Below are 25,097 nucleotides of genomic sequence, written 5' to 3' on the forward strand. Positions count from 1 at the left end.
GATGGGAAGTGGATGGCATGAATGGCCGCTGATGATCTTCACGGTCTTTGGTCAGTGCGTGGCGGGCGGTTTCATTGTGCTCGCGCTGGCGTTGTTAAAAGGGAACCTCAATGCTGAACAGCAGCAGCGTCTGGTGTTGAGCATGTTTGGCCTGTGGGTGCTGATGGGGATTGGCTTTATCGCCTCAACGCTGCACCTGGGTTCACCGATGCGCGCGTTTAACTCTCTGAACCGCGTGGGCGCATCGTCCCTCAGTAACGAGATTGCCAGCGGGGCAATTTTCTTTGCTGTCGGTGGGCTAGGCTGGCTGCTGGCCGCGATGAAGAAATTACCTGCGGGTCTGCGCAGCCTGTGGCTGATCGTGACCATGGTGCTGGGCGTGGTGTTCGTGTGGATGATGGTGCGCGTCTATAACACCATTGATACCGTCCCCACCTGGTACAGCGTCTGGACGCCAATGAGCTTCTTCCTGACGATGTTTATCGGCGGGCCGCTGCTGGGCTACCTGCTGCTGCGCGTGGCGGGCGTAGACGGGTGGGCAATGCGTTTGCTGCCCGCGGTTTCGCTGCTGGCGCTGGTAGTGAGTGCGATGGTTGCCCTGATGCAGGGTTCTGAACTGGCAACCATTCACAGCTCTATCCAGCAGGCCTCTGCCCTGGTGCCGGACTACGGTTCTCTGATGGCCTGGCGTATCGTTCTGCTGGTCGCCGCGCTGGTATTCTGGATTGCCCCTCAGCTCAAAGGTTATCAGCCTGCGCTACCGCTGCTGTCACTGGCTTTCGTACTGGTACTGGCGGGTGAACTGATTGGTCGCGGCGTGTTCTACGGGTTGCATATGACCGTAGGTATGGCTGTCGCCAGTTAACGGTGTATTGGGTTATATCAAGCCGGGCCTGAGTGCCCGGCTTTTTCTTTTTTCGATCATGAAATTTTTCGACTGTCGTTTTGTTTTAATTTTGCCCATTAATAAATGAAAACAGAGACATAATTAATATCTATAGCAGGCGTGGCATTAGCAGGATAAGTTTTTTAAATCGACAGGGAACATATTGTGCGAGGCGGCTAAATCAGTGGATTGACTTTGTTTTTGCCAGTGGCATGATGCGCACGAAATCTGAACTTCCTCACGGTTTTTAATCCATGACCACCTATACCCGGCCAGTGCTGCTGTTGCTCTGTGGCCTGCTTCTGTTGACCCTGGCGATCGCAGTGTTAAATACGCTCGTCCCGCTGTGGCTCGCCCATGAAAACTTACCGACCTGGCAGGTGGGTATGGTCAGCTCATCCTTTTTTACCGGGAACCTGCTGGGTACGCTGGTGACCGGGAGCCTGATCAAGCGCTTTGGCTTTAACCGTAGCTATTATCTGGCTTCGCTGATTTTCGCTGCCGGGTGTGCGGGGCTGGGCCTGATGGTCGGCTTCTGGAGCTGGATGGCATGGCGCTTTATCGCCGGTGTCGGCTGCGCGATGATTTGGGTGGTCGTTGAAAGTGCGCTGATGTGCAGCGGCACCTCCCGCAACCGCGGTCGCCTGCTGGCTGCCTACATGATGGTTTATTACGTCGGCACCGTGCTGGGACAACTGATGGTAAGCAAGCTGCCAACCGACCTGATGAGCGTTCTGCCGTGGGTGACCGGTATGGTGCTGGCCGCGATCCTGCCGCTGCTCTTTACGCGCATTGTGAACCAGAACAGCGAACACCAGGAAGCAACCCACGTCTGGCCAATGCTGAGGCTGCGTCAGGCGCGTCTGGGTGTTAACGGCTGCATTATCTCGGGGATTGTCCTCGGCTCGCTCTATGGCCTGATGCCGCTCTATCTGAACCATCAGGGCGTCAGCGACTCCGGAATTGGCTTCTGGATGGCGGTGATGGTGAGTGCGGGTATTGTGGGACAATGGCCAATTGGCCGCCTGGCGGACCGCTTTGGCCGTCTGCTGGTGCTGCGCGTTCAGGTCTTCGTGGTGATCATGGGCTGTCTTGCTATGCTCAGCAACGCCGCGATGGCAACTGCGCTGTTCATTCTCGGGGCTGCTGGCTTTACGCTCTATCCCGTCGCGATGGCCTGGGCCTGTGAGAAAGTTGAACATCACCAACTGGTGGCAATGAACCAGGCGCTGTTACTGAGCTATACCATCGGCAGCCTGTTAGGGCCGACGTTTACCGCGATGCTGATGCAGAATTACTCCGACAATTTACTGTTTATCATGATCGCCAGCGTGTCGTTTATTTATCTGTTAATGCTGCTGCGTAAAGCGGGCGAACATCCAACGCCTGTGGCACATGCCTGATGAATTAAAAGCCTGTCGATGACAGGCTTTTTTGTCCCCATCACAACTCAGAGTTTTACTTATTGTTTGTTTATTGCGCCGGACGATAATTCAGGTGAGTCCTACCACAATAAGGCAGCAATCATGTCTACTCGTCGTTTTTCCACTACCGCACTTGCCGTAGTGTTGTCTTTAACGTTTGCAACGGCTCCGGTCATGGCTAATCCTGGAAACGGGAATGGCAATGGTCACGGAAACGGTGGCGGACAGGGTAACAGCGGCAGTCATGGTAACGGGAATTCTGGTAACCATGGCAATAAGCAAAATAACGGTCAGGATAATCCTGGAAAATCGGATAAGAGCGTTAAAAGCAGTAAAGATGTCGGTAGCGATGTCGACGCTCGCGTGAGTTTCGATCATGCCCGCCATCTGGCCGTGAATTACGGCTTAACGGGCTATAAGTCACTGCCTCCGGGGATCGCAAAAAACCTGGCGCGCGGTAAACCACTGCCTCCAGGTATTGCGAAGAAGGCCGTGCCAGCCTCAATGCTGGGTCAGCTTCCTTCCTATCCAGGCTATGAGTGGCGGGTAGTGGGTGACGACCTGGTCTTAATTGCACTGAGTACAGCTATTGTGACGTCCGTTATTAACGGCGTCTTTAAATAGAATATAAAAAGGCCCGGTTCTCACCGGGCCTTTCTTTAATACATTACCTTGTGGCCGTACTGTTCAAGAATACCTTTGACGCGTTCCATCGTCTCTTTCTTCGGCGGCTTCACGCCATCGAGTTTGTACTCTTCACCCATTGCCACCCACTTATGTTTACCCAGCTCGTGATAGGGCAGAAGCTCGATTTTCTCGACGTTGCCCATATCGCGAGTAAATTCCCCGAGGCGGTGCGCGGAGTCGTCGTCGTCTGACCAGCCAGGCACCACCACGTAGCGGATCCAGGTTTTAATGCCTTTATCGGCAATGTATTTGGCAAATTCCAGCGTGCGGTGGTTTGAAACACCAACGAGGTTCTGGTGGATCTCATCGTTCATCTGTTTGAGATCGAGCATCACCAGATCGGTCACTTCGAGCAACTCGTCGATAACCGGATCGTAGCGACGTACAAAGCCGTTGGTATCGAGACAGGTATGAATGCCTTCTTTGCGGCAGGCGCGGAACCAGTCGCGGACAAATTCAGCCTGCAGAATGGCTTCACCGCCGGATGCGGTGACGCCGCCGCCGGAGGCGTTCATAAAGTGGCGATAGGTCACCACCTCTTTCATCAGATCGTCGACGGTGACTTCTTTACCGCCGTGCGTGTCCCAGGTGTCGCGGTTATGGCAGTACAGGCAGCGCATCAGGCAGCCCTGGAAAAAAGTGATAAAGCGGATACCCGGGCCATCGACGGTGCCACAGGATTCAAAGGAGTGAATACGACCAATAGTTGACATTGCGGTGATATCTCCATCATCGGCCCGTCCCGGGCCTGTGTATGCACAGCTCAAAGCCGGCTGTGTTAAGTCTGTTTTGGCTGTTATCCATTCAGTATAGATAGCGGACAAAAGAGACTGAGGTGGAGAGGGTGCTAAAAAGGCCCCACTGACGTGGAGCCTTTATTGTACGCTTGTTAACGCGTGATTTCAGTCAATTCCACTTACATGGACTGAGTGAAAGTACGGGTGATAACGTCCTGCTGCTGTTCTTTAGTCAGGGAGTTAAAACGTACTGCGTAGCCAGATACGCGGATGGTCAGCTGAGGATATTTCTCAGGGTGTTCCATCGCGTCGAGCAGCATTTCACGGTTCATAACGTTCACGTTCAGGTGCTGACCACCTTCGATGGACGCTTCGTGGTGGAAGTAACCATCCATCAGACCCGCGAGGTTAGTTTTACGCACTTCGTCGTCTTTACCCAGCGCGTTTGGCACGATAGAGAAGGTGTAAGAGATACCATCTTTCGCGTAAGCAAACGGCAGTTTAGCAACGGAGGTCAGAGAGGCAACCGCACCTTTCTGGTCACGACCGTGCATTGGGTTAGCACCTGGGCCGAATGGCGCGCCAGCACGACGACCGTCTGGGGTGTTACCGGTTTTCTTACCATACACAACGTTAGAGGTGATGGTCAGAACAGACTGAGTCGGGATAGCGTTACGGTAGGTAGTCAGTTTCTGAATTTTCTTCATGAAACGTTCTACCAGGTCAACCGCCATGTCATCAACGCGAGAGTCGTTGTTACCAAACTGCGGATATTCACCCTCGATTTCGAAGTCTACAGCCAGGCCGTCTTCGTCACGAATTGGTTTAACTTTCGCATATTTGATTGCAGACAGGGAGTCAGCAGCAACGGACAGACCAGCGATACCACACGCCATGGTGCGGATAACGTCACGGTCGTGCAACGCCATCAGAGAGGCTTCGTAGCTGTACTTGTCGTGCATGTAGTGGATAACGTTCAGCGCAGTGACATACTGTTTAGCCAGCCAGTCCATGAAGTGATCCATGCGGTCCATGACTTCATCGAAGTTCAGAACGTCGCCTTTGATCGGCTCAGACTTAGGACCAACCTGCATTTTCAGTTTTTCATCAACGCCGCCGTTGATTGCGTACAGCATGGTTTTCGCCAGGTTTGCACGCGCACCGAAGAACTGCATTTGTTTACCAACAACCATTGGGCTTACGCAGCAAGCGATAGCGTAATCGTCGTTGTTGAAGTCCGGACGCATCAGGTCATCGTTCTCGTACTGCAGAGAAGAGGTATCGATAGACACTTTAGCGGCGAATTTCTTGAAGTTCAGAGGCAGTTTTTCAGACCACAGAACGGTGATGTTCGGCTCCGGAGAAGGACCCATGGTGTACAGGGTGTTCAGGAAGCGGAAGCTGTTTTTGGTTACCAGAGTACGGCCGTCAACGCCCATACCGCCGATGGATTCAGTTGCCCAGATTGGGTCACCGGAGAACAGCTCATCGTATTCTGGAGTACGCAGGAAGCGAACCATACGCAGTTTCATGACCAGGTGGTCAATCATTTCCTGAGCGTCTTGCTCGGTGATTTTGCCTGCTTTGATATCACGTTCGATGTACGCATCCAGGAAGGTGGATACGCGACCGAAGGACATTGCTGCACCGTTCTGAGACTTAACTGCGGCCAGGTAGCCGAAGTAGGTCCACTGGATAGCTTCCTGAGCGTTGGTAGCAGGACCAGAGATATCGCAGCCATATTTAGCTGCCATCTCTTTGATCTGACCCAGCGCGCGGTGCTGTTCAGCGATTTCTTCACGCAGACGGATAGTCGCTTCCAGGTTTACGCCGTTTTCCAGATCGGACTGCAGAGACACGAACTGAGCGTATTTGTCTTTCATCAGGAAGTCGATACCGTACAGCGCAACGCGACGGTAGTCACCGATGATACGGCCACGGCCATACGCATCTGGCAGACCAGTCAGAACGCCAGATTTACGGCAGTTCAGAATGTCTTTGGTGTAAACATCGAATACACCCTGGTTGTGGGTTTTGCGGTATTCGGTGAAGATTTTTTTCAGCATTGGGTCCAGCTCGCGGTTATACGCTTTGCAGGAACCTTCAACCATTTTGATGCCACCGAACGGGATGATTGCGCGTTTCAGTGGTGCTTCAGTCTGCAGACCAACGATTTTCTCAAGGGCTTTGTTGATATAGCCAGCATCGTGAGAAGTGATGGTGGAAGCAACGGAGGTGTCAAAATCAACTGGCGCGTGAGTGCGGTTTTCCAGTTTAACGCCTTCCATTACGCTGTCCCACAGCTTGGTGGTCGCGTCAGTTGCGCCAGCCAGGAAGGATTCGTCACCTTCATACGGGGTATAGTTTTTCTGAATGAAGTCACGTACGTTTACTTCATTCTGCCAGTCACCTTTCGCAAAACCTTCCCAGGCTGTGGCTAACTTTTCATTAAGCTCGGACATGTAACACCTACCTTCTTAAGTGGATTTTTTATTTACTGCCTGAGAAAACCATCAATGATGATCGTCGCCACGCAGGTAAATGACCCAGTATGTCAACCCAACTAACAGACCCCCACCGATAATGTTCCCGATAGTGACAGGGATCAGGTTATCAGTAATGAAATTCATAATAGTCAGGTGAGAGAAACTTTCCGGGGATGAACCAACTGCGGTCCAAAACTCCGGGCTCGCAAAGTCGCGGATAACAATGCCCATTGGGATCATGAACATATTCGCGATACTGTGCTCAAAGCCGCTGGCAACGAACATCGCAACCGGCAGAACCATAATTAAGGCTTTGTCCATCAGGCTACGACCCGAGTAGCTCATCCATACAGCCAGGCAGACCATCAGGTTAGCGAGGATGCCGAGAGCAACGGCTTCGATAAATGTGTGGTGCATTTTGTGGTCGGCGGTTTGCAGGACGTTAAGGCCCCAGCCACCGTTGGCGGTCATGTACTCGCCAGAAAGCCACATCAACAAAACAAAGAGCAGACAGCCAACCAGGTTACCCACGTAGACGTTAAGCCAGTTACGTGCCAGCTGACCCCAGGTAATTCTTCCGCTGGCCTTGGCCACGACAATCAGCACCGTTGAGGTGAAGAGGTCGGCGCCGCAGATGACGCAGAGAATCAGACCCAGTGAGAAGCAAATGCCGCCAATCAGTTTGGCCATGCCGAAAGGCATTCCGGCAGTACCGGTGGTGGCGGTGATATAGAAGACGAAAGCGATAGAGATGAACACACCAGCCGTGATCGCCAGATAGAACGTCTTCATCGGGTGTTTCGTTGCTTTATAGACACCCGCTTCTTCGGCAACTTTAGCCATTGCAGCGGGGAGTAAAAGATCAAAAGGGTTGTCAGCTTTCACACTAACTCTCTCTTTATTAAGTCGGCGACGAGATACTAACAAAGCATTATAGAAGAGAAATTGATATAGATCATATCTCGCCTGGCTTATAGGCCCGCAGTGTGTATGGTTTTACGACAAATGCGGAGTAAGTATTTGATTATCCGTATAAAAATAAATTTTAAAAGTTATGAAAAGAGTTGAATTTTTTCGTTCAGCCACCTCTGAAGCAGTTAATTAATATGGAGTATTAACCATAAAAAGTAACAGTAAAGCCCAGATCAATATTATTATATTTACCCGTATTTAACTTTATTATTACAATCAACAATCATTGCCGAAGAAAATAAAAAACGGGGCAATGAAATTGCCCCGTAATATAGCCCAGACGATTGAATACGCCTACTGCTGGTAATGTTATGTGCGCTTATTTTGACCAGTAAGCGGCTTTTGCTTTCTGCAGCTTTTCGTAGGCCTTCAGAAGTGACTGATGCGCCGGGAAGGCTTTCAGATCGCTATCAACAGCCTGCAGGCCATAGAACGGCGCTTCGCCGCTCAGGGCCGCGCTGGCTGCTTCTACGGCTTCAGCACCGTACATACGCACGAAAGCATTCAGGTATTGCAGCGGTTCGCGATCCTCTTCCTGTGCAAGCAGCAGCAGGGTTTGCAGGCAACGGTAATAGTTGGTGCGCTCGGCAGAGAAGACCGACTGGTTGAATTCCATGGTCCACTCGGTCCAGGCCAGAGCCTGATCCAAATCGCCACCCGCCAGGGCCAGCATTGCTTTCAGCTCACCAATACGCAGGGTATACCAGCCGTTGTCTTTACCGGTCGCCAGACCCAGCAGTTCGCGTACGCGGGTGAAGTCATCGTGGCCTTCTTCGTCCAGTTGGGCGATCAGGTTCAGGTAATCTTCTTTCTCCCATTCGCTGCCCGGCAGTGCCAGCAGCGTTTCGCGCAGGTGCGCACCCATGCTGTTATTCGCCAGCCACAGATCTTCAGCAGGGTAGATGTCGGACATGCCCGGAACAATAATGCGGCACGCGTAGACGCCAAGATGCTCGTAATCGGCAATATACACTTCCTGATCTTCCGAGTTGAAGATCGCCATCAGCGTGGCGAACTCTTCTTCCGTGGTTCCGGCAAAGCTCCAGTCCACGAACGGATAGTCGGCGTCCTGCTTGAACATATCCCAGGAAATTAAGCCGCTGGAATCGATGAAGTGGGTTTCGAGGTTGGTATGCTCGGCCACTTCTTCGTCGTCAAACGTTGGCGGCGTAAACACGTCGAGATCTTTCAGGCTACGGCCCTGCAGCAGTTCGGTAACGGTACGCTCCAGCGCCACGCCGAAGTCCGGGTGCGCGCCGAAAGAGGCGAAGCAGGTGCCGTTGGTTGGGTTAAACAGCACGACGCAGACAACCGGGTACTTACCGCCCAGAGAGCCGTCATAGGCAAAGATTGGGAAACCTTCTGCTTCCAGTTTGGCGATGGATTCCACCACGCCCGGGTAGCGCGCCAGCACGTCTGCCGGAATTTCAGGCAGGCTGATGGATTCGGCAATAATGCGGTTTTTGATGTGACGCTCGAAGACTTCAGACAGACCCTGCACGCGCGCTTCATTGCGGGTGTTACCGGCGGACATGCCGTTAGACACATACAGGTTGCCGACGATGTTCATCGGGATATAGACGGTCTGCTCGTCAGACTGACGGGTAAAGGGCAGGGCGCAGATACCGCGATCGTCGTTTCCGGACTGCAGATCGATCAGCATGCTGGCGGTCAGTTCGTTTTCCGGATCGTAGAAAGCGCGCAGACGCGCGTCGAGAATACCTTCCGGCAGTTCGTCGTCTTCCGTCAGTGGGAACCATTTTTCGTTCGGATAGTGAACGAACGGGCCGTTGGCGATGGTTTCGCCCAGCCAGAAGTCAGCGAAGAAATAGTTGGTGGACAGACGCTCAAAATACTCACCCAGCGCGGAGGCCAGTGCCGCTTTTTTCGTCGCGCCTTTACCGTTGGTAAAGCACAGGGCACAGTCTTTATCGCGAATATGCACGGACCAGACATGAGGCACCGGATTGAGCCAGGAGGCTTCTTCGATGTTAAAACCCAGGTCGGTCAGTTTCTGCTGGAAGCGAGCGATGGAATCTTCCAGAGCGGCGTCTTTGCCGGGGATAAACGTTTGAGTCATGGCGTTCACTTTTATCGTACGTAAAGCGCGCAATGATACGGGTTTTGCGTGACGGGTGCTATCTTCGGCGAAAATAAATGCCTGAGCTATGCTTACACTCAGTAACCTACTGTTAAGGCATAGAAAAATGAAAGCGTTTGATCTCCAGCGGATGGCGTTTGATAAAGTTCCTCCTGAATTTCTGGGCGAAGTGGCGCTGCGCAGCCTGTATACCTTCGTACTTGTCTTCCTGTTTCTTAAAATCACCGGCCGTCGCGGCGTAAGGCAGATGTCGCTCTTTGAGGTGTTGATTATTCTGACGCTGGGTTCAGCGGCGGGGGACGTCGCCTTCTATGATGATGTGCCGATGGTGCCGGTGTTTATCGTTTTTGTCTCACTGGCGCTACTTTACCGTCTTGTCATGTGGCTGATGTCGAAAAGTGAAAAGCTGGAAGATCTGCTTGAAGGGAAGCCGGTCGTTATCGTCGAGGACGGACAGCTGGCCTGGGAAAATGTACAAAGCGCCAATATGACCGAGTTTGAGTTCTTTATGGAGCTACGCCTGAACAGCGTGGAACAGCTCGGGCAGGTGCGTCTGGCGATCATGGAAACTAACGGGCAGATCAGCGTCTATTACTATTCTGACGACGAGGTGAAGCCGGGGCTGTGTATCCTGCCGGATATGCTCATTGAGCGTTTCAGAACGGTGCCTGAATCAGGCGAGTATGCTTGCGTAAGATGTAGCCATGTTGTGGCGATGCAGCCGGGGGATCGTCAATTATGCCCTCGCTGTGCAAATCCGGAATGGACGAAGGTTAGCCGGGCCAAACGCATCACCTGACAGCCATTTTGTCGGTTTTGTCTTAACGAGGCGGCAGATTGTTTTGTGTGACGCGGGGCACATTTCACGGGTCATAAGTTTTAGACATTGCGGCGCGTGTCACTGAATGATAAAACCGATATCCACAGTTATAACTTATGGCTTTTAGCGTGGTGAGGGGAAATGGCTCAAGTCTTTAATTTCAGTTCAGGTCCGGCAATGTTACCGGCAGACGTGCTTAAACAGGCTCAACAGGAACTTTGTGACTGGAACGGTCTCGGTACGTCGGTGATGGAAATCAGCCACCGGGGTAAAGAGTTTATTCAGGTGGCGGAAGAGGCAGAAAAGGATTTTCGCGATCTGCTGAATATTCCCTCGAACTACAAAGTATTGTTCTGTCACGGCGGTGGACGCGGCCAGTTTGCGGGTATTCCGCTGAATATCCTCGGTGACAAAACGACGGCTGACTACGTTGATGCGGGTTACTGGGCAGCAAGCGCCATTAAAGAAGCGCATAAATACTGCACGCCGAATGTGATCGACGCCAAAGTGACCGTTGACGGTCTGCGCGCCGTGAAGCCAATGCGCGAGTGGCAGCTTTCTGATAATGCAGCGTATCTGCACTACTGCCCGAACGAAACCATTGACGGGATTGCCATCGACGAGACGCCAGACTTCGGCAGCGATGTCGTGGTTGCCGCTGACTTCTCCTCCACCATTCTGTCTGCGCCAATTGACGTCAGCCGTTATGGCGTGATCTACGCGGGCGCACAGAAAAATATCGGCCCTGCAGGCCTGACGATTGTTATCGTGCGTGAAGACCTGCTGGGTAAAGCACATACATCCTGCCCGTCGATTCTCGATTACACCGTGCTGAACGATAACGATTCTATGTTCAACACCCCACCCACGTTTGCCTGGTATCTCTCCGGCCTGGTCTTCAAATGGCTGAAGCAAAACGGCGGCGTGGCGCAGATGGACAAGGTGAATCAGCAGAAAGCTGAACTGCTGTATGGCGTGATCGACAAGAGCGATTTCTACCGCAACGATGTAGCGAACGCTAACCGTTCCCGCATGAATGTACCGTTCCAGCTGGCGGACAGCAACCTGGACAAAGTGTTCCTGGAAGAGTCCTTCGCTGCAGGTCTGCACGCGCTCAAAGGTCACCGTGTCGTGGGCGGCATGCGTGCCTCCATCTATAACGCGATGCCGCTGGAAGGCGTTAAAGCCCTGACGGATTTCATGATCGACTTCGAACGTCGTCACGGTTAATTTGCTGTTTTTCACCCCCGCAGCGCCCCTGCGGGGTTTTTATTATGTTGAGTTGAGAGTTTAGTTTTCATGGAATCCCTGACGTTACAACCTATCGCGCGGGTAGATGGCACCATCAATCTGCCTGGTTCAAAAAGTGTCTCGAACCGCGCTCTGCTGCTGGCAGCTCTGGCAAACGGCACCACCGTCCTCACAAACCTGCTGGACAGCGATGACGTGCGCCATATGCTCAATGCGCTGAAAGCGTTGGGCGTTCATTACACTCTCTCCGACGATCGTACCCGCTGCGAAGTGACCGGCAACGGCGGCGCGCTGCGCTCGGGTGAAGAGCTTGAGCTTTTTCTGGGCAACGCGGGTACCGCGATGCGCCCGCTGGCGGCGGCCCTGTGCCTGGGAAGCAACAATATTGTGCTGACCGGCGAGCCGCGCATGAAAGAGCGCCCGATTGGTCACCTGGTGGATGCCCTGCGTCAGGGCGGCGCGCAGATTGACTATCTGGAGCAGGAAAACTATCCGCCACTGCGTCTGCGCGGCGGTTTTACCGGCGGTCACGTCGAGGTTGACGGCAGCGTCTCCAGCCAGTTCCTGACGGCACTGCTGATGACCGCGCCGCTGGCCCCGCAGGATACAGTTATCACGATTAAAGGCGAGCTGGTCTCCAAACCGTACATTGATATCACGCTGCACCTGATGAAAACTTTCGGCGTTGAGGTGGAAAACCAGTCTTATCAGCGCTTCGTGGTGCGCGGGGCACAGCAGTACCAGTCTCCGGGCAACTACCTGGTTGAAGGGGATGCGTCATCCGCGTCCTACTTCCTGGCCGCGGGTGCGATTAAGGGCGGAACGGTAAAAGTGACCGGTATTGGCCGTAACAGCGTGCAGGGCGATATCCGTTTTGCGGACGTGCTGGAAAAAATGGGCGCCATTGTCACCTGGGGCGATGACTTTATCTCCTGTACCCACGGTGAGCTGAACGCCATCGACATGGACATGAACCATATCCCGGATGCGGCGATGACCATTGCCACGGCGGCACTGTTCGCCAAAGGCACGACCACGCTGCGTAACATCTACAACTGGCGCGTAAAAGAGACGGACCGCCTGTTCGCGATGGCGACAGAGCTGCGAAAAGTCGGTGCCGAGGTGGAAGAGGGCGAAGACTACATTCGCGTCACGCCTCCTGCAAAACTGCAGTTTGCGGAAATCGGAACCTACAACGATCACCGTATGGCGATGTGCTTCTCGCTGGTGGCGCTGTCAGATACGCCTGTCACGATCCTTGACCCGAAATGTACCGCGAAAACCTTCCCGGACTACTTCGAACAGCTGGCACGCATTAGTACGCTGGCCTGATAACGCCTTGCCGCATCGCCCGATGCGGCTTTTGCTTACGCTTCATTACGAACACCTCCGCTCATTTCTTCTACACTCTGCTTCAATCATTCCGTAATTTGCACGCAAAGGTAACAGTTGCGCACGTTGGCGCGTATAATGCGCGGCGTTCATGTAAACGGTATGCCTTATTTAAGGAGAAAAAGATGACGGCAATTGCCCCGGTAATCACCATTGATGGGCCGAGTGGCGCAGGGAAAGGGACTCTGTGCAAAGCGATGGCGGAAGCATTGCAATGGCATCTTTTAGATTCGGGAGCAATCTATCGCGTGCTGGCGCTGGCCGCGCTGCATCATCACGTGGATGTCGCGTCTGAAGAGGCGCTGGTTCCGCTGGCTGCGCATCTGGATGTGCGCTTCGTGTCAACCGATGGCAACCTGGAAGTCATCCTTGAAGGGGAAGACGTGAGCGGCGAAATACGTACTCAGGAAGTGGCGAATGCGGCCTCGCAGGTCGCGGCCTTCCCGCGCGTTCGCGAGGCGCTGTTGCGTCGTCAGCGCGCGTTTCGTGAAGCCCCGGGTCTGATCGCGGACGGACGTGATATGGGAACCGTGGTCTTCCCTGATGCACCTGTGAAAATTTTCCTTGACGCCTCTTCGGAAGAACGTGCGCAACGCCGCATGCTTCAGTTGCAGGAAAAGGGGTTTAGTGTTAACTTTGATCGCCTTTTATCCGAGATAAAAGAGCGCGATGACCGCGATCGTAACCGCGCCGTCGCCCCACTTGTTCCAGCAGAAGATGCATTAGTTCTGGATTCAACCAGTTTAACTATTGAGCAAGTGATTGAAAAAGCGCTACAATATGCGCGCCAAAAACTGGCACTCGCGTAATCGCGACCGATTTAGCAGTACCCCCGCTGCAATGGATTGACGGCGGGTATGTGAAACAACCCCATCCGGCACGGAGCCAGGTGGACGTTAATATTAACCTGAAGATTAAACATGACTGAATCTTTTGCTCAACTGTTTGAAGAATCCTTAAAAGAAATCGAAACCCGCCCGGGTTCCATCGTTCGCGGTGTTGTTGTTGCTATCGACAAAGACGTAGTACTGGTTGACGCCGGTCTGAAATCTGAGTCCGCCATTCCGGCAGAGCAGTTCAAAAACGCCCAGGGCGAGCTGGAAATCCAGGTTGGCGACGAAGTTGACGTTGCTCTGGACGCAGTAGAAGACGGCTTCGGTGAAACCCTGCTTTCTCGTGAGAAAGCGAAACGTCACGAAGCATGGATCACGCTGGAAAAAGCTTACGAAGAAGCTGAAACTGTGGTCGGTGTTATCAACGGCAAAGTTAAAGGTGGCTTCACTGTTGAGCTGAATGGTATTCGTGCGTTCCTGCCAGGTTCTCTGGTAGACGTTCGTCCAGTTCGTGACACTCTGCACCTGGAAGGCAAAGAGCTTGAGTTCAAAGTAATCAAGCTGGACCAGAAGCGTAACAACGTTGTTGTTTCCCGTCGTGCCGTTATCGAATCCGAAAACAGCGCAGAACGCGATCAGCTGCTGGAAAACCTGCAGGAAGGCATGGAAGTCAAAGGTATCGTTAAGAACCTCACTGACTACGGCGCATTCGTTGACCTGGGCGGCGTTGATGGCCTGCTGCACATCACCGACATGGCGTGGAAACGCGTTAAGCACCCAAGCGAAATCGTGAACGTGGGCGACGAAATCACTGTTAAAGTGCTGAAGTTCGACCGCGAGCGTACTCGTGTATCCCTCGGCCTGAAACAGCTGGGCGAAGATCCATGGGTAGCTATCGCTAAGCGTTACCCAGAAGGTACTAAACTGACTGGTCGCGTAACCAACCTGACTGACTACGGCTGCTTCGTTGAAATCGAAGAAGGCGTTGAAGGTCTGGTGCACGTTTCCGAAATGGACTGGACCAACAAAAACATCCACCCATCCAAAGTTGTTAACGTTGGTGATGTAGTGGAAGTGATGGTTCTGGATATCGACGAAGAACGTCGTCGTATCTCCCTGGGCCTGAAACAGTGCAAAAACAACCCATGGCAGCAGTTCGCGGAAACCCACAACAAGGGCGACCGTGTTGAAGGTAAAATCAAGTCTATCACTGACTTCGGTATCTTCATCGGCCTGGACGGCGGCATCGATGGCCTGGTTCACCTGTCTGACATCTCCTGGAACGTTGCAGGCGAAGAAGCAGTTCGTGAATACAAAAAAGGCGACGAAATCGCTGCAGTTGTTCTGCAGGTTGACGCAGAGCGTGAGCGTATCTCCCTGGGCGTTAAACAGCTCGCAGAAGATCCGTTCAACAACTGGGTTGCACTGAACAAGAAAGGCGCAATCGTAAACGGTAAAGTAACTGCAGTTGACGCTAAAGGCGCAACCGTAGAACTGGCTGACGGCGTTGAAGGTTACCTGCGCGCTTCTGAAGCTTCACGTGACCGCGTTGAAGATGCCACTCTGGTTCTGAACGTAGGCGACGACGTTGAAGCTAAGTTCACCGGTGTTGACCGTAAGAACCGTGCAATCAGCCTGTCTGTTCGTGCTAAAGACGAAGCTGATGAGAAAGATGCAATCGCAACTGTTAACAAACAGGAAGATGCAAACTTCTCTAACAACGCAATGGCTGAAGCTTTCAAAGCAGCTAAAGGCGAGTAATATCAGGTTCTCAGCATCAGTTGCGCTGTAACGCATTTACAGCGCGAAGGATGAGGAGCAAACTTGACAGATTGCAGGATTCGTCCTGTAATCAATAACAAAGGGCGGCTACGGCCGCCCTTGTTTAATGAGCTGTTCAGCTAATTGGTTTGAAAGGAACCGGAGGAATCATGACCAAGTCAGAATTGATTGAAAGACTTGCCAGTCAGCAACCGCATATCCCTGCCAAGGCAGTGGAAGATGCCGTAAAAGAGATGCTGGAGCATATGGCCTCCACTCTTGCCCAGGGCGAGCGCATTGAAATCCGCGGTTTCGGTAGTTTTTCTCTGCACTATCGTGCTCCACGTACCGGGCGTAACCCGAAAACTGGCGATAAAGTCGAGCTGGAAGGTAAGTACGTTCCACACTTTAAGCCGGGTAAAGAACTGCGCGATCGCGCCAATATTTACGGCAACTGAGTTTAGCCAGCCGGTTAAACTGGGTTCGAAAGAAAGCACCTGCGGGTGCTTTTTTTGTCTCTGTCGCTTTCATTCTGAAGGTGCCCCGCATTTTTCGTTTCGTTTTCTGCAACCCGTTAAATACCTTGCTGCGCTTGCTGTAAATCGCATCCTTCACACCTGACGACCCGCTCAACCTGCTTGCATACTGCCACCCTGAAACAGGGAGGTAGCAATGGGAATTCCCGCGCTTAGCGTCTGCGCCATTCTGGCGATAGTTCCGTTACTCTGGTTACCTGAACTGCCATCACCTTACACCGTGTGGGTCATGGTGGCTGGCGGGATAGTGATTGCTGCATGGCAAAACCATCGAGTGAAGTATGCTGGTATTACGCTGTTATTTTGTGCGTGGGGCATTCTGGCCGCACAGGAGAGCGTCTGGCCGATGCAGCATTTAACAACGGGGGCCGTGCAGGCCGAGGTAGAGCTCACCGCGACCGACGGCGCCACTCTGCATCAGGGAAACATTCGCAGCGTCGATGGCAAGCGCTGGTGGGCCTCCACCGGCGTAACGCTGTATGGCAATTATCTGCCCCAGAAATCGTGCGCCGGTCAGCGCTGGACCATGACGCTCAGGCTCAGGCCTGCTCATGGCGAACTGAACGACGGCGGATATGATTCTCAGCGCAGCGCTTTTGCCCAACATCAAACCCTAAGCGGGCGCTTCACCCGTGCTGAACTCGTCGATGGGCGCTGCAGCCTGCGAGCGCAATACCTGATGTCACTGCAAAACCGACTTTCGGCTTACCGCTGGGGGGCGGTTATCCTCGGACTGGGAATGGGGGAACGTCTGGATGTGCCCCGGGAAATAAAAGACCTGATGCGTGAAACCGGCACGCTGCATTTGATGGCGATTTCGGGTCTGCATATCGCGCTGGCAGCATCCCTCGTCTGGTTACTCGCACGTGGGCTCCAGTTTTTATTACCCAGCCACCGGGTCCACTGGCAGATGCCTCTCCTGGCCGGGTTGTGCTTTGCCGCTTTCTACGCCTGGCTTACCGGTCTGCAACCTCCTGCGCTACGAACGGTCATCGCGCTTGCTGTGCTTGCCATATTGCGGATCGCGGCCCGTCAATGGTCTCCCTGGCAGGTATGGGTGTGCTGTATCGCGGCGATCCTCATAAGCGATCCCCTAGCCGTACTTTCGCAGAGTCTGGCCCTGTCCGCATTTGCCGTCGCCGCGCTCATTTTCTGGTTTCAGTGGCTTCCTCTTCCTGACTGGCAACGAGCTCGACCTATAAGGCCACTACTGAATCTGCTCCATCTGCAGGTCGGCATGCTGATGCTGCTCATGCCGTTACAGGTCCTGATTTTCCATGGCTTCAGTATCTCCTCCCTGGTCGCGAATCTCTTCGCCGTTCCCCTGGTGACGTTTGTCTCCGTGCCGCTGATCCTGCTCGGTATGCTGCTTCATCTGCTGCCGCTGGCGGCACTGGAAAGCGTCGTCTGGTTCGCAGCAGATAAGTCACTAGCGGGGTTGTTCTGGCTCCTCATGCGCCTGCCTGACGGCTGGCAGAATGTCGACCAACGCTGGCAATACATGACATTACTGCCGTGGTTGAGCATCATTGCCTGGCGTTTTCGCGCATGGAAAACCCTTCCTGCCGTTTGTCTTGCAGGAAGCGTCTTACTGGCATTTCCTCTCTGGCGAACGGCAAAAAGCGAGAGCTGGACGCTGCATATGCTGGACGTGGGGCAGGGGCTGGCCATGGTCATTGAACGACAGGGAAAAGCCATTCTTTATGATACCGGACTCGCCTGGCCGGGCGGGGATAGCGCGCAGCGGTTAATTATTCCCTGGCTGCGCTGGCATCACCTGCGGCCTGAAGGCGTAATTCTCAGTCATGAACACCTCGACCATGCGGGAGGCCTCGCATCGTTGCAAAAAACGTGGCCTGACGTGTGGGTAAGAAGCCCCTTGCGCCAGGCGGGACATCGCCCCTGTTTTCGCGGGCAGAGATGGCAATGGCAGGGACTTACCTTCAGCGTCCACTGGCCCCCTGAAAATTACCCGGCTCAGGGAAACAACCGTTCCTGCGTGGTAAAGGTGGGCGACGGCAAGCAGAGCGTGCTGCTAACAGGGGATATTGAAGCACAAGCGGAACAGGCTATGCTTAGCCATTACTGGCGTTATCTGACGTCCACGCTAATCCAGGTGCCTCATCATGGCAGCAACACTTCGTCTTCATTGCCGCTGGTCCAGCGGGTAGAAGGTCAGATCGCCCTGGATTCAGCAGCCCGCTATAACGCATGGCGATTCCCGTCGACAAAAGTTGTCCGACGTTATCGAAAAGAGGGGTATATCTGGCATGATACTCCTCATTCTGGACAAATATCGGTGACATTCTCGCAACATCACTGGCAAATCCGGCGCTTGCGAGAACAATATTTACCCGTTTGGTATCATCAGTGGTTTGGCGCGCCCGTCGATAACGGGTAGAATATGCGGCTATTTCAACGAATGCTGGTTTTTTGAATGCATAACGACAAAGATCTCTCCACGTGGCAAACCTTCCGCCGACTCTGGCCGATGATTGCGCCCTTTAAAACAGGCCTGATCGTGGCGGGAGTAGCGTTAATCCTCAACGCAGCCAGCGATACTTTTATGCTATCGCTTCTCAAACCGTTACTGGACGACGGTTTTGGTAAAACGGATCGCTCAGTGTTGCTATGGATGCCTCTGGTGGTTATCGGACTGATGATCTTGCGCGGCATCACCAGCTATATCTCCAGCTACTGTATTTCCTGGGTATCCGGGAAAGTGGTGATGACCATGCGCCGTCGCCTGTTCAGTCACATGATGGGGATGCCGGTCTCATTCTTCGATAAGCAGTCTACCGGGACGCTGCTGTCCCGTATTACCTACGACTCAGAGCAGGTTGCCTCCTCGTCATCAAGCGCACTGATCACCGTCGTGCGTGAGGGCGCGTCGATCATTGGCCTGTTCGCAATGATGTTCTATTACAGCTGGCAGCTGTCAATCATCCTTATCGTGCTGGCGCCGGTGGTTTCTATTGCCATCCGTGTCGTTTCAAAGCGCTTCCGCAATATCAGTAAGAATATGCAGAATACGATGGGACAGGTAACGACCAGCGCGGAACAGATGCTGAAAGGACACAAAGAAGTCCTGATTTTTGGCGGTCAGGAAGTCGAAACCCACCGCTTTGACAAAGTCAGCAACAAAATGCGTCTGCAGGGGATGAAAATGGTCTCGGCCTCTTCCATCTCAGATCCGATTATTCAGCTGATTGCCTCCCTGGCACTGGCATTCGTCCTGTATGCAGCAAGCTTCCCGAGCGTCATGGAGACGCTGACGGCGGGTACCATCACAGTGGTCTTCTCCTCTATGATTGCCCTGATGCGTCCGCTGAAATCACTGACGAACGTCAACGCCCAGTTCCAGCGCGGGATGGCCGCCTGCCAGACGTTGTTCAGCATTCTGGATTCCGAGCAGGAAAAAGACGAAGGTACACGCGAAATTGAGCGCGCCCGTGGCGATGTCGAATTCCGCAACGTTACCTTCGCCTACCCTGGTCGTGAAACGCCGGCGCTGCGTAATATCAATCTGTCCATTCCGGCGGGTAAAACTGTGGCGCTGGTGGGGCGTTCCGGCTCGGGTAAATCGACCATTGCCAGCCTGATCACCCGTTTCTATGATATTAACGAAGGTGAGATCCTGTTAGACGGTCATGACCTGCGGGAATATACCCTGCAGTCGCTGCGTAATCAGGTGGCGCTGGTTTCCCAGAACGTGCACCTGTTCAACGATACCGTGGCTAACAACATTGCCTATGCGCGCACGGATGAGTACAGCCGCGAGCAGATTGAGAACGCCGCGCGGATGGCCTACGCAATGGACTTTATCAACAAGATGGATAACGGTCTGGATACGATAATCGGTGAGAATGGGGTACTGCTCTCCGGTGGTCAGCGTCAGCGTATCGCCATTGCGCGTGCGCTGCTGCGTGACAGCCCGATCCTGATCCTGGACGAAGCGACCTCTGCGCTGGATACGGAATCTGAACGCGCTATTCAGTCGGCACTGGATGAACTGCAAAAGAACCGTACCTCGCTGGTGATTGCGCACCGCCTGTCGACTATCGAGCAGGCTGACGAAATCGTCGTGGTTGAGGACGGCATCATTGTTGAACGCGGAAGCCATGCTGACCTGCTGGAACACCGCGGCGTTTACGCCCAGCTTCATAAGATGCAGTTTGGCGAATGATTGCACGCATCTGGTCCGGTGAATCCCCGCTGTGGCTGCTGCTTTTGCCGCTCTCCTGGCTATACGGCCTGGTGAGCGGCACAATCCGTCTGCTTTACCGTCTGGGGCTGAAGCGTGCCTGGCGCGCGCCGGTTCCGGTTGTGGTTGTCGGTAATCTTACGGCGGGTGGCAACGGTAAAACGCCGGTGGTGATCTGGCTGGTGGAGCAATTGCAAAAACGCGGCATCCGCCCGGGGGTGGTATCGCGCGGATATGGTGGCAAAGCGGCGCGTTATCCGCTGCTGCTGATGGCGGAAACCACGACCGCCGAAGCGGGTGATGAACCGGTATTGATTTTCCAGCGTACCGGCGCACCGGTTGCGGTCTCCCCGGTGCGCAGCGACGCCGTTCAGGCACTGCTTGCCGAACACGCGGTGCAAATCATTATCACTGACGATGGCCTGCAGCATTACGCCCTGGCGCGTGATAAAGAGATTGTGGTTATCGACGGCGTTCGCCGTTTTGGTAACGGCTGGTGGTTACCTGCAGGGCCCATGCGCGAACGCGCTTCGCGTCTTAAGTCCGTCGATGCGGTGATTGTGAACGGTGGTGAGGCAAATGCGGGTGAAATCCCGATGCATCTTCAGCCGGGTCTGGCGATCAACCTGGTGACGGAGGAACGCCGGTCGGTTGCGGAGCTGCCTTCACTGGTGGCGATGGCGGGGATTGGCCATCCGCCACGCTTCTTCGCGACGCTGGAACAGTGTGGTGCCCGGCTGGAAAAACGCGTTCCGCTGGCCGACCATCAGGCGCTGGTGGAAGGGCAGGTAGACGCCCTGACCGTACCCGGACAAGCGCTGATCATGACCGAAAAAGATGCGGTGAAATGCCGTGCCTTTGCGAAAGATAACTGGTGGTATCTGCCGGTTGACGCTGAACTCAGCGGCGAGCAGCCGGAACAATTGCTCAAGGAACTGATTGCGTTGGTGCAGTAAAGGCTTACGCGGTTCTGGTGGCGCTTTGACTGACAGGAAAACGCATGTCTTTACCGCAACTCTCGCTTTCAGCTGCACGTCATTTACACCTTGCCGCGCAGGGGCTGCTCAAAAAGCCCCGCCGCCGCGCGCAGCCTGCCGATATTCTCTCGACCGTTCAGCGCATGTCGCTACTTCAAATCGACACCATTAACATTGTGGCCCGCAGCCCTTACCTTGTCCTGTTTAGCCGCCTGGGGAGTTATCCTTCTCAGTGGCTGGATGAGGCGCTCAGCAAGGGGGAGTTAATGGAGTACTGGGCGCACGAAGCCTGCTTTCTGCCCCGCAGCGATTTTGCCCTGGTTCGCCACCGTATGCTTGCCCCTGAAAAGATGGGCTGGAAATACCGACAGGCGTGGATGCTGGAACATGCGGCCGAAATTGAGCAGCTTATCGCGCATATTCAGGAAAACGGTCCCGTACGCTCCGCCGATTTTGAACACCCGCGTAAGGTTACAAGCGGCTGGTGGGAGTGGAAGCCGCACAAACGTCATCTCGAAGGGCTGTTTACCTCTGGCAAAGTCATGGTGATTGAACGGCGTAATTTTCAGCGCGTCTACGACCTTACGCATCGCGTGATGCCGCACTGGGACGACGAGCGCGACCTGCTTACCCAGGAGGCGGCCGAGGCCGTTATGCTGGAGAACAGCGCCCGTAGCCTGGGGATTTTTCGCGCGCAGTGGCTGGCAGATTATTATCGCCTGCGTCAGCCCGCGCTAAAACCGCTGCTGGACATGTGGCAACGCGAACAGCGCGTCATTCCCGTTACCGTGGAAACGCTGGGTGAAATGTGGCTGCATGCGGATCTCCTCCCGTTATTGCCTCAGGCTCTGGAGGGGAAACTTCAGGCAACCCACAGCGCGGTATTGTCGCCTTTCGACCCGGTTGTCTGGGACAGAAAACGCGCCGAGCAGCTCTTTGATTTCAGCTACCGGCTGGAATGTTATACCCCGGCCCCAAAGCGCCAGTATGGTTACTTTGTTTTACCGCTGTTGCATAAGGGACAGCTGGTCGGGCGCATGGACGCCAAAATGCACCGCAAGACCGGCACGCTTGAAATCATTGCGCTTTATCTGCAAGAGGGCGTCAGGGTGACGGCGAGCCTGGAAAAAGGGTTAACGTCCGCCATTAGCGAATTCGCGCGCTGGCAGGGTGCCGACGACGTGACGCTGGGCCGGGTACCCGACGGACTGTTTACATCCTGTCGAAGTGGCTGGGAAACAGGCACGCCCTGAAAAGGGAATGTGTTAAGCTTTAGCGATTACCCATACGGAGGAACTATGGATCACCGTTTACTTGAAATTATTGCCTGCCCGGTATGCAACGGCAAACTCTACTACAGCCAGGACAAACAGGAGCTGATTTGCAAGCTGGACAGCCTGGCTTTCCCGCTGCGTGACGGCATTCCGGTACTGCTGGAAAATGAAGCGCGTTCCCTGGTGGCAGAAGAGAGCAAACCATGAGTTTTGTTGTCATTATTCCTGCGCGCTACGCGTCTACGCGTCTGCCGGGTAAACCGCTGGTAGATATCAACGGCAAGCCAATGATTGTGCATGTCCTTGAGCGTGCAAGGGAATCCGGTGCCGACCGTGTGATTGTTGCTACCGATCATCCCGACGTCGCCCGTGCGGTTGAGGCGGCAGGCGGTGAGGTATGCATGACCCGCGCCGATCACCAGTCCGGGACCGAACGTCTGGCGGAAGTGGTTGAGAAATGTGGTTTTAGTGATGATACGGTCATCGTTAACGTGCAGGGTGACGAGCCGATGATCCCGGCGGTGATTATCCGTCAGGTGGCAGAAAACCTGGCGCAGCGTCAGGTCGGTATGGCGACGCTCGCGGTGCCTGTTCACCATGCGGAAGAGGCGTTCAACCCGAATGCGGTGAAGGTGGTCATGGATGCCGAAGGCTATGCGCTCTATTTCTCCCGCGCCACGATCCCGTGGGATCGCGATCGCTTTGCGCTCTCTAAAGAGACCATCGGCGATACCTTCCTGCGTCATATTGGGATCTACGGCTATCGGGCCGGTTTTATTCGTCGATATGTGACCTGGGCGCCGAGTCCGCTGGAGCATATCGAAATGCTGGAGCAGCTTCGCGTGCTCTGGTATGGCGAAAAAATTCACGTTGCCGTTGCCAGCGAAGTGCCTGGTACGGGCGTTGACACGCCGGAAGATCTTGAGCGCGTTCGCGCTGAGTTGCGCTAATACCGCCTGCATCCCTCCTGACGGGGGGATGTTCCTCTCCTCGTTAATTTCCCTTTCTTTTCCCTAATTGATCTCTTCCGGGTGACATCTTCCTTCAGGACGCTCATTATAAAAGCAGTAGTCTTAATGGGGGTAATCTCATATGGAACAGCTGCGTGCCGAACTTAGCCATCTGCTGGGTGAGAAATTAAGCCGTGTCGAATGCGTGAGTGAAAAGGCCGATACCGCGCTTTGGTCGTTGTATGACAGTCAGGGCAACCCAATGCCGCTGATGGCCAGAAGTTTCACCTCACCGGGTGTGGCCAGGCAGCTTGCCTGGAAAATGTCGATGCTGGCGCGGGAGGGAACCGTCCGTATGCCGACGGTGTACGGCGTGATGACCCATGAGGAACATCCCGGCCCGGATGTACTGCTGATTGAGCGCTTGCGCGGCGTGCCCGTTGAAGCGCCCGCGCGCACGCCGGAGCGCTGGGAGCAGTTAAAAGACCAGATTGTCGAGGCGCTGCTGGCCTGGCACCGTCAGGATAGCCGCGGACTTGTCGGTCCGGTCGACAGCACTCAGGAAAACCTGTGGCCGCTGTGGTATCGCCAGCGGGTTGAGGTTCTGTGGGGGACGCTTAACCAGTTCAACAATACCGGTTTGACCATGCAGGATAAGCGAATTCTGTTTCGTACCCGCGAGTGCTTACCGGCGCTGTTCGACGGTTTTAATGACAACTGCGTGCTGATCCACGGTAATTTCACCCTGCGCAGCATGCTCAAAGACTCCCGCAGCGATCAGCTTCTGGCGATGCTGGGGCCGGGGATCATGCTCTGGGCTCCGCGCGAATACGAGCTGTTCAGGCTCAGCGACAGCGGGGCGGCGGAAGGTTTACTGTGGCATTACCTTCAACGCGCGCCCGTTGCAGAAGCGTTTCTCTGGCGGCGCTGGCTTTATCTGCTCTGGGACGAAGTTGCGCAGCTGGTCAATACCGGACGTTTTAATCGCGCAAACTTCGATCTGGCAACAAAATCACTCCTGCCCTGGCTCGCCTGACGATCCTTTCAGCCACTGCCAGAGGCGTCCGAGCGTCTCATAACCGACGCGATCGCTATGCATCAGCCACGCCGGGGACGGTATCGCCCGTTCCCACGGGTTGAGCGGCGCGTCGATAGCCATCTGGTTTGCCGGTGCGGGAAGCGGGTGCAGGCCTTGCTTCTCAAAGAAAATCATCGCGCGTGGCAGGTGCGAGGCGGAGGTCACCAGCAAGAACGGGACATCGCCAATCGCCTGCTTCACTGCGGCAGCCTCTTCTTCGGTATCTTTTGGGCTGTCCAGGGTGATAATGGAGGAACGCGGTACGCCGAGCGATTCCGCGACTCTGGCGCCCGCTTCAGCCGTACTCACCGGGTTCGTTTTGGCCGCCGCGCCGGTGAAGATCATTTTTGATCCCGGATTCGCCAGCCACAGGCGAATGCCTTCGTTTAGCCGTGGCAGGCTGTTGTTGATCAGGTTTGAACTGGGGGCCCAGTCAGGATCCCAGGTATATCCGCCTCCCAGTACCACGATGTACGCCACTCTCTGATTTCCCTGCCATGTCGGGTACTTGTTTTCGATGGGGCGTAACAAACCATCCGCGACCGGTTGCAGGCTCAACAGCAGCAGGATAAACCAGCCGAGCGTGATAAGCGTTTTGCCACTCTTCTGAAAGCGACTGAACCACACCAGCGCCAGCCCCAGTGCGATGATGATGAGCAGCAGCGGAAGGGGAAGCATCATCCCTCCAATGTATTTCTTAAGGGTAAAAAGCATCCTTTTTGGTTCCT

The 25,097-nt window shown here is 54.4% G+C and carries 21 protein-coding genes; 16 read left to right on the top strand and 5 right to left on the bottom strand.

Features of this window, described 5'->3' with window-relative positions:
• Position 1: 1 nt before the first annotated feature.
• The 3 genes from GXP72_RS07515 (at position 2) to GXP72_RS07525 (ending at position 2,934) form a co-directional block, all read left to right on the top strand.
• Positions 2-865 (top strand): dimethyl sulfoxide reductase anchor subunit family protein, encoded by an 864-nt coding sequence (locus GXP72_RS07515; RefSeq protein WP_157188856.1) that lies wholly within the window; start codon positions 2-4, stop codon positions 863-865.
• Between the two features lie 275 nt (positions 866-1,140).
• Entirely contained in the window at positions 1,141-2,289 is a 1,149-nt protein-coding gene (locus tag GXP72_RS07520; protein WP_208763688.1) for an MFS transporter, read from the top strand.
• A gap of 123 nt (positions 2,290-2,412) precedes the next feature.
• Positions 2,413-2,934, top strand: coding sequence for an anti-virulence regulator CigR family protein (locus GXP72_RS07525; protein WP_090417534.1), 522 nt, complete (start codon positions 2,413-2,415; stop codon positions 2,932-2,934).
• 35 nt (positions 2,935-2,969) lie between these two features.
• On the opposite strand, the gene pflA is transcribed toward GXP72_RS07525, so the two are convergent.
• The 4 genes from pflA to ycaO form a co-directional block, all read right to left on the bottom strand.
• Positions 2,970-3,710, bottom strand: a complete 741-nt coding sequence (pflA, locus tag GXP72_RS07530) for a pyruvate formate lyase 1-activating protein (protein ID WP_024907799.1) — start codon at positions 3,708-3,710, stop codon at positions 2,970-2,972.
• A 203-nt stretch (positions 3,711-3,913) separates the two neighbouring features.
• Positions 3,914-6,196 carry a formate C-acetyltransferase gene (pflB, locus tag GXP72_RS07535; protein WP_024907798.1) on the bottom strand — a complete coding sequence of 761 codons (2,283 nt, stop codon included), beginning with the start codon at positions 6,194-6,196 and terminating at the stop codon, positions 3,914-3,916.
• Between the two features lie 51 nt (positions 6,197-6,247).
• Positions 6,248-7,105 (bottom strand): formate transporter FocA, encoded by an 858-nt coding sequence (gene focA, locus GXP72_RS07540; protein WP_008499974.1) that lies wholly within the window; start codon positions 7,103-7,105, stop codon positions 6,248-6,250.
• A gap of 406 nt (positions 7,106-7,511) precedes the next feature.
• Entirely contained in the window at positions 7,512-9,272 is a 1,761-nt protein-coding gene (gene ycaO / locus GXP72_RS07545) for a 30S ribosomal protein S12 methylthiotransferase accessory factor YcaO (protein ID WP_208763689.1), read from the bottom strand.
• A gap of 127 nt (positions 9,273-9,399) precedes the next feature.
• On the opposite strand from ycaO, the gene GXP72_RS07550 reads away from it, so the two are divergent.
• From GXP72_RS07550 to GXP72_RS07610, 13 genes are all read left to right on the top strand, one after another.
• On the top strand, positions 9,400-10,092 hold the full coding sequence (locus tag GXP72_RS07550) for a DUF421 domain-containing protein (protein ID WP_023310994.1): 693 nt from the start codon (positions 9,400-9,402) through the stop codon (positions 10,090-10,092).
• Between the two features lie 162 nt (positions 10,093-10,254).
• On the top strand, positions 10,255-11,343 hold the full coding sequence (gene serC / locus GXP72_RS07555; RefSeq protein ID WP_024907796.1) for a 3-phosphoserine/phosphohydroxythreonine transaminase: 1,089 nt from the start codon (positions 10,255-10,257) through the stop codon (positions 11,341-11,343).
• 69 nt (positions 11,344-11,412) lie between these two features.
• Positions 11,413-12,696 carry a 3-phosphoshikimate 1-carboxyvinyltransferase gene (gene aroA, locus GXP72_RS07560; RefSeq protein WP_024907795.1) on the top strand — a complete coding sequence of 428 codons (1,284 nt, stop codon included), beginning with the start codon at positions 11,413-11,415 and terminating at the stop codon, positions 12,694-12,696.
• Between the two features lie 185 nt (positions 12,697-12,881).
• Complete coding sequence (gene cmk, locus GXP72_RS07565) at positions 12,882-13,565, top strand: (d)CMP kinase (RefSeq protein WP_024907794.1); 684 nt, start codon at positions 12,882-12,884, stop codon at positions 13,563-13,565.
• A gap of 111 nt (positions 13,566-13,676) precedes the next feature.
• Positions 13,677-15,350 carry a 30S ribosomal protein S1 gene (rpsA, locus tag GXP72_RS07570; RefSeq protein ID WP_008499966.1) on the top strand — a complete coding sequence of 558 codons (1,674 nt, stop codon included), beginning with the start codon at positions 13,677-13,679 and terminating at the stop codon, positions 15,348-15,350.
• A 170-nt stretch (positions 15,351-15,520) separates the two neighbouring features.
• Positions 15,521-15,808: an integration host factor subunit beta gene (gene ihfB / locus GXP72_RS07575; RefSeq protein ID WP_008499965.1), complete on the top strand. Its 288-nt coding sequence runs from the start codon at positions 15,521-15,523 to the stop codon at positions 15,806-15,808.
• A gap of 214 nt (positions 15,809-16,022) precedes the next feature.
• Entirely contained in the window at positions 16,023-18,287 is a 2,265-nt protein-coding gene (locus GXP72_RS07580) for a ComEC family protein (protein ID WP_090417531.1), read from the top strand.
• 36 nt (positions 18,288-18,323) lie between these two features.
• Complete coding sequence (gene msbA / locus GXP72_RS07585; protein WP_024907792.1) at positions 18,324-20,072, top strand: lipid A ABC transporter ATP-binding protein/permease MsbA; 1,749 nt, start codon at positions 18,324-18,326, stop codon at positions 20,070-20,072.
• Positions 20,069-21,046, top strand: coding sequence for a tetraacyldisaccharide 4'-kinase (gene lpxK, locus GXP72_RS07590; protein ID WP_208763690.1), 978 nt, complete (start codon positions 20,069-20,071; stop codon positions 21,044-21,046). The genes msbA and lpxK overlap by 4 nt, the downstream gene beginning before the upstream one ends.
• 44 nt (positions 21,047-21,090) lie before the next feature.
• Positions 21,091-22,320 carry a winged helix-turn-helix domain-containing protein gene (locus GXP72_RS07595; protein WP_208763691.1) on the top strand — a complete coding sequence of 410 codons (1,230 nt, stop codon included), beginning with the start codon at positions 21,091-21,093 and terminating at the stop codon, positions 22,318-22,320.
• A gap of 45 nt (positions 22,321-22,365) precedes the next feature.
• On the top strand, positions 22,366-22,548 hold the full coding sequence (gene ycaR / locus GXP72_RS07600) for a protein YcaR (protein WP_006174474.1): 183 nt from the start codon (positions 22,366-22,368) through the stop codon (positions 22,546-22,548).
• Positions 22,545-23,291 carry a 3-deoxy-manno-octulosonate cytidylyltransferase gene (gene kdsB / locus GXP72_RS07605; RefSeq protein ID WP_090417527.1) on the top strand — a complete coding sequence of 249 codons (747 nt, stop codon included), beginning with the start codon at positions 22,545-22,547 and terminating at the stop codon, positions 23,289-23,291. The genes ycaR and kdsB overlap by 4 nt, the downstream gene beginning before the upstream one ends.
• Before the next feature lie 142 nt (positions 23,292-23,433).
• Positions 23,434-24,327 carry a YcbJ family phosphotransferase gene (locus tag GXP72_RS07610; RefSeq protein WP_023311002.1) on the top strand — a complete coding sequence of 298 codons (894 nt, stop codon included), beginning with the start codon at positions 23,434-23,436 and terminating at the stop codon, positions 24,325-24,327.
• On the opposite strand, the gene elyC is transcribed toward GXP72_RS07610, so the two are convergent.
• Entirely contained in the window at positions 24,304-25,083 is a 780-nt protein-coding gene (gene elyC / locus GXP72_RS07615) for an envelope biogenesis factor ElyC (protein WP_061715637.1), read from the bottom strand. The two genes, GXP72_RS07610 and elyC, sit on opposite strands and share 24 nt — an antisense overlap.
• Positions 25,084-25,097 lie beyond the last annotated feature (14 nt).

This window comes from Enterobacter sp. SES19, assembly GCF_011765665.1.
Lineage (GTDB): Bacteria > Pseudomonadota > Gammaproteobacteria > Enterobacterales > Enterobacteriaceae > Enterobacter > Enterobacter pseudoroggenkampii.

Excerpts from the sequence above, each read along its gene's own strand:
- GXP72_RS07515 (WP_157188856.1), top strand. The coding sequence starts at position 2 with ATGGGAAGTGGATGGCATGAATGGCCGCTGATGATCTTCACGGTCTTT.
- GXP72_RS07520 (WP_208763688.1), top strand. The coding sequence starts at position 1,141 with ATGACCACCTATACCCGGCCAGTGCTGCTGTTGCTCTGTGGCCTGCTT.
- GXP72_RS07525 (WP_090417534.1), top strand. The coding sequence starts at position 2,413 with ATGTCTACTCGTCGTTTTTCCACTACCGCACTTGCCGTAGTGTTGTCT.
- pflA (WP_024907799.1), bottom strand. The coding sequence starts at position 3,710 with ATGTCAACTATTGGTCGTATTCACTCCTTTGAATCCTGTGGCACCGTC.
- pflB (WP_024907798.1), bottom strand. The coding sequence starts at position 6,196 with ATGTCCGAGCTTAATGAAAAGTTAGCCACAGCCTGGGAAGGTTTTGCG.
- ycaO (WP_208763689.1), bottom strand. The coding sequence starts at position 9,272 with ATGACTCAAACGTTTATCCCCGGCAAAGACGCCGCTCTGGAAGATTCC.
- GXP72_RS07550 (WP_023310994.1), top strand. The coding sequence starts at position 9,400 with ATGAAAGCGTTTGATCTCCAGCGGATGGCGTTTGATAAAGTTCCTCCT.
- serC (WP_024907796.1), top strand. The coding sequence starts at position 10,255 with ATGGCTCAAGTCTTTAATTTCAGTTCAGGTCCGGCAATGTTACCGGCA.
- aroA (WP_024907795.1), top strand. The coding sequence starts at position 11,413 with ATGGAATCCCTGACGTTACAACCTATCGCGCGGGTAGATGGCACCATC.
- cmk (WP_024907794.1), top strand. The coding sequence starts at position 12,882 with ATGACGGCAATTGCCCCGGTAATCACCATTGATGGGCCGAGTGGCGCA.
- rpsA (WP_008499966.1), top strand. The coding sequence starts at position 13,677 with ATGACTGAATCTTTTGCTCAACTGTTTGAAGAATCCTTAAAAGAAATC.
- ihfB (WP_008499965.1), top strand. The coding sequence starts at position 15,521 with ATGACCAAGTCAGAATTGATTGAAAGACTTGCCAGTCAGCAACCGCAT.
- GXP72_RS07580 (WP_090417531.1), top strand. The coding sequence starts at position 16,023 with ATGGGAATTCCCGCGCTTAGCGTCTGCGCCATTCTGGCGATAGTTCCG.
- msbA (WP_024907792.1), top strand. The coding sequence starts at position 18,324 with ATGCATAACGACAAAGATCTCTCCACGTGGCAAACCTTCCGCCGACTC.
- lpxK (WP_208763690.1), top strand. The coding sequence starts at position 20,069 with ATGATTGCACGCATCTGGTCCGGTGAATCCCCGCTGTGGCTGCTGCTT.
- GXP72_RS07595 (WP_208763691.1), top strand. The coding sequence starts at position 21,091 with ATGTCTTTACCGCAACTCTCGCTTTCAGCTGCACGTCATTTACACCTT.
- ycaR (WP_006174474.1), top strand. The coding sequence starts at position 22,366 with ATGGATCACCGTTTACTTGAAATTATTGCCTGCCCGGTATGCAACGGC.
- kdsB (WP_090417527.1), top strand. The coding sequence starts at position 22,545 with ATGAGTTTTGTTGTCATTATTCCTGCGCGCTACGCGTCTACGCGTCTG.
- GXP72_RS07610 (WP_023311002.1), top strand. The coding sequence starts at position 23,434 with ATGGAACAGCTGCGTGCCGAACTTAGCCATCTGCTGGGTGAGAAATTA.
- elyC (WP_061715637.1), bottom strand. The coding sequence starts at position 25,083 with ATGCTTTTTACCCTTAAGAAATACATTGGAGGGATGATGCTTCCCCTT.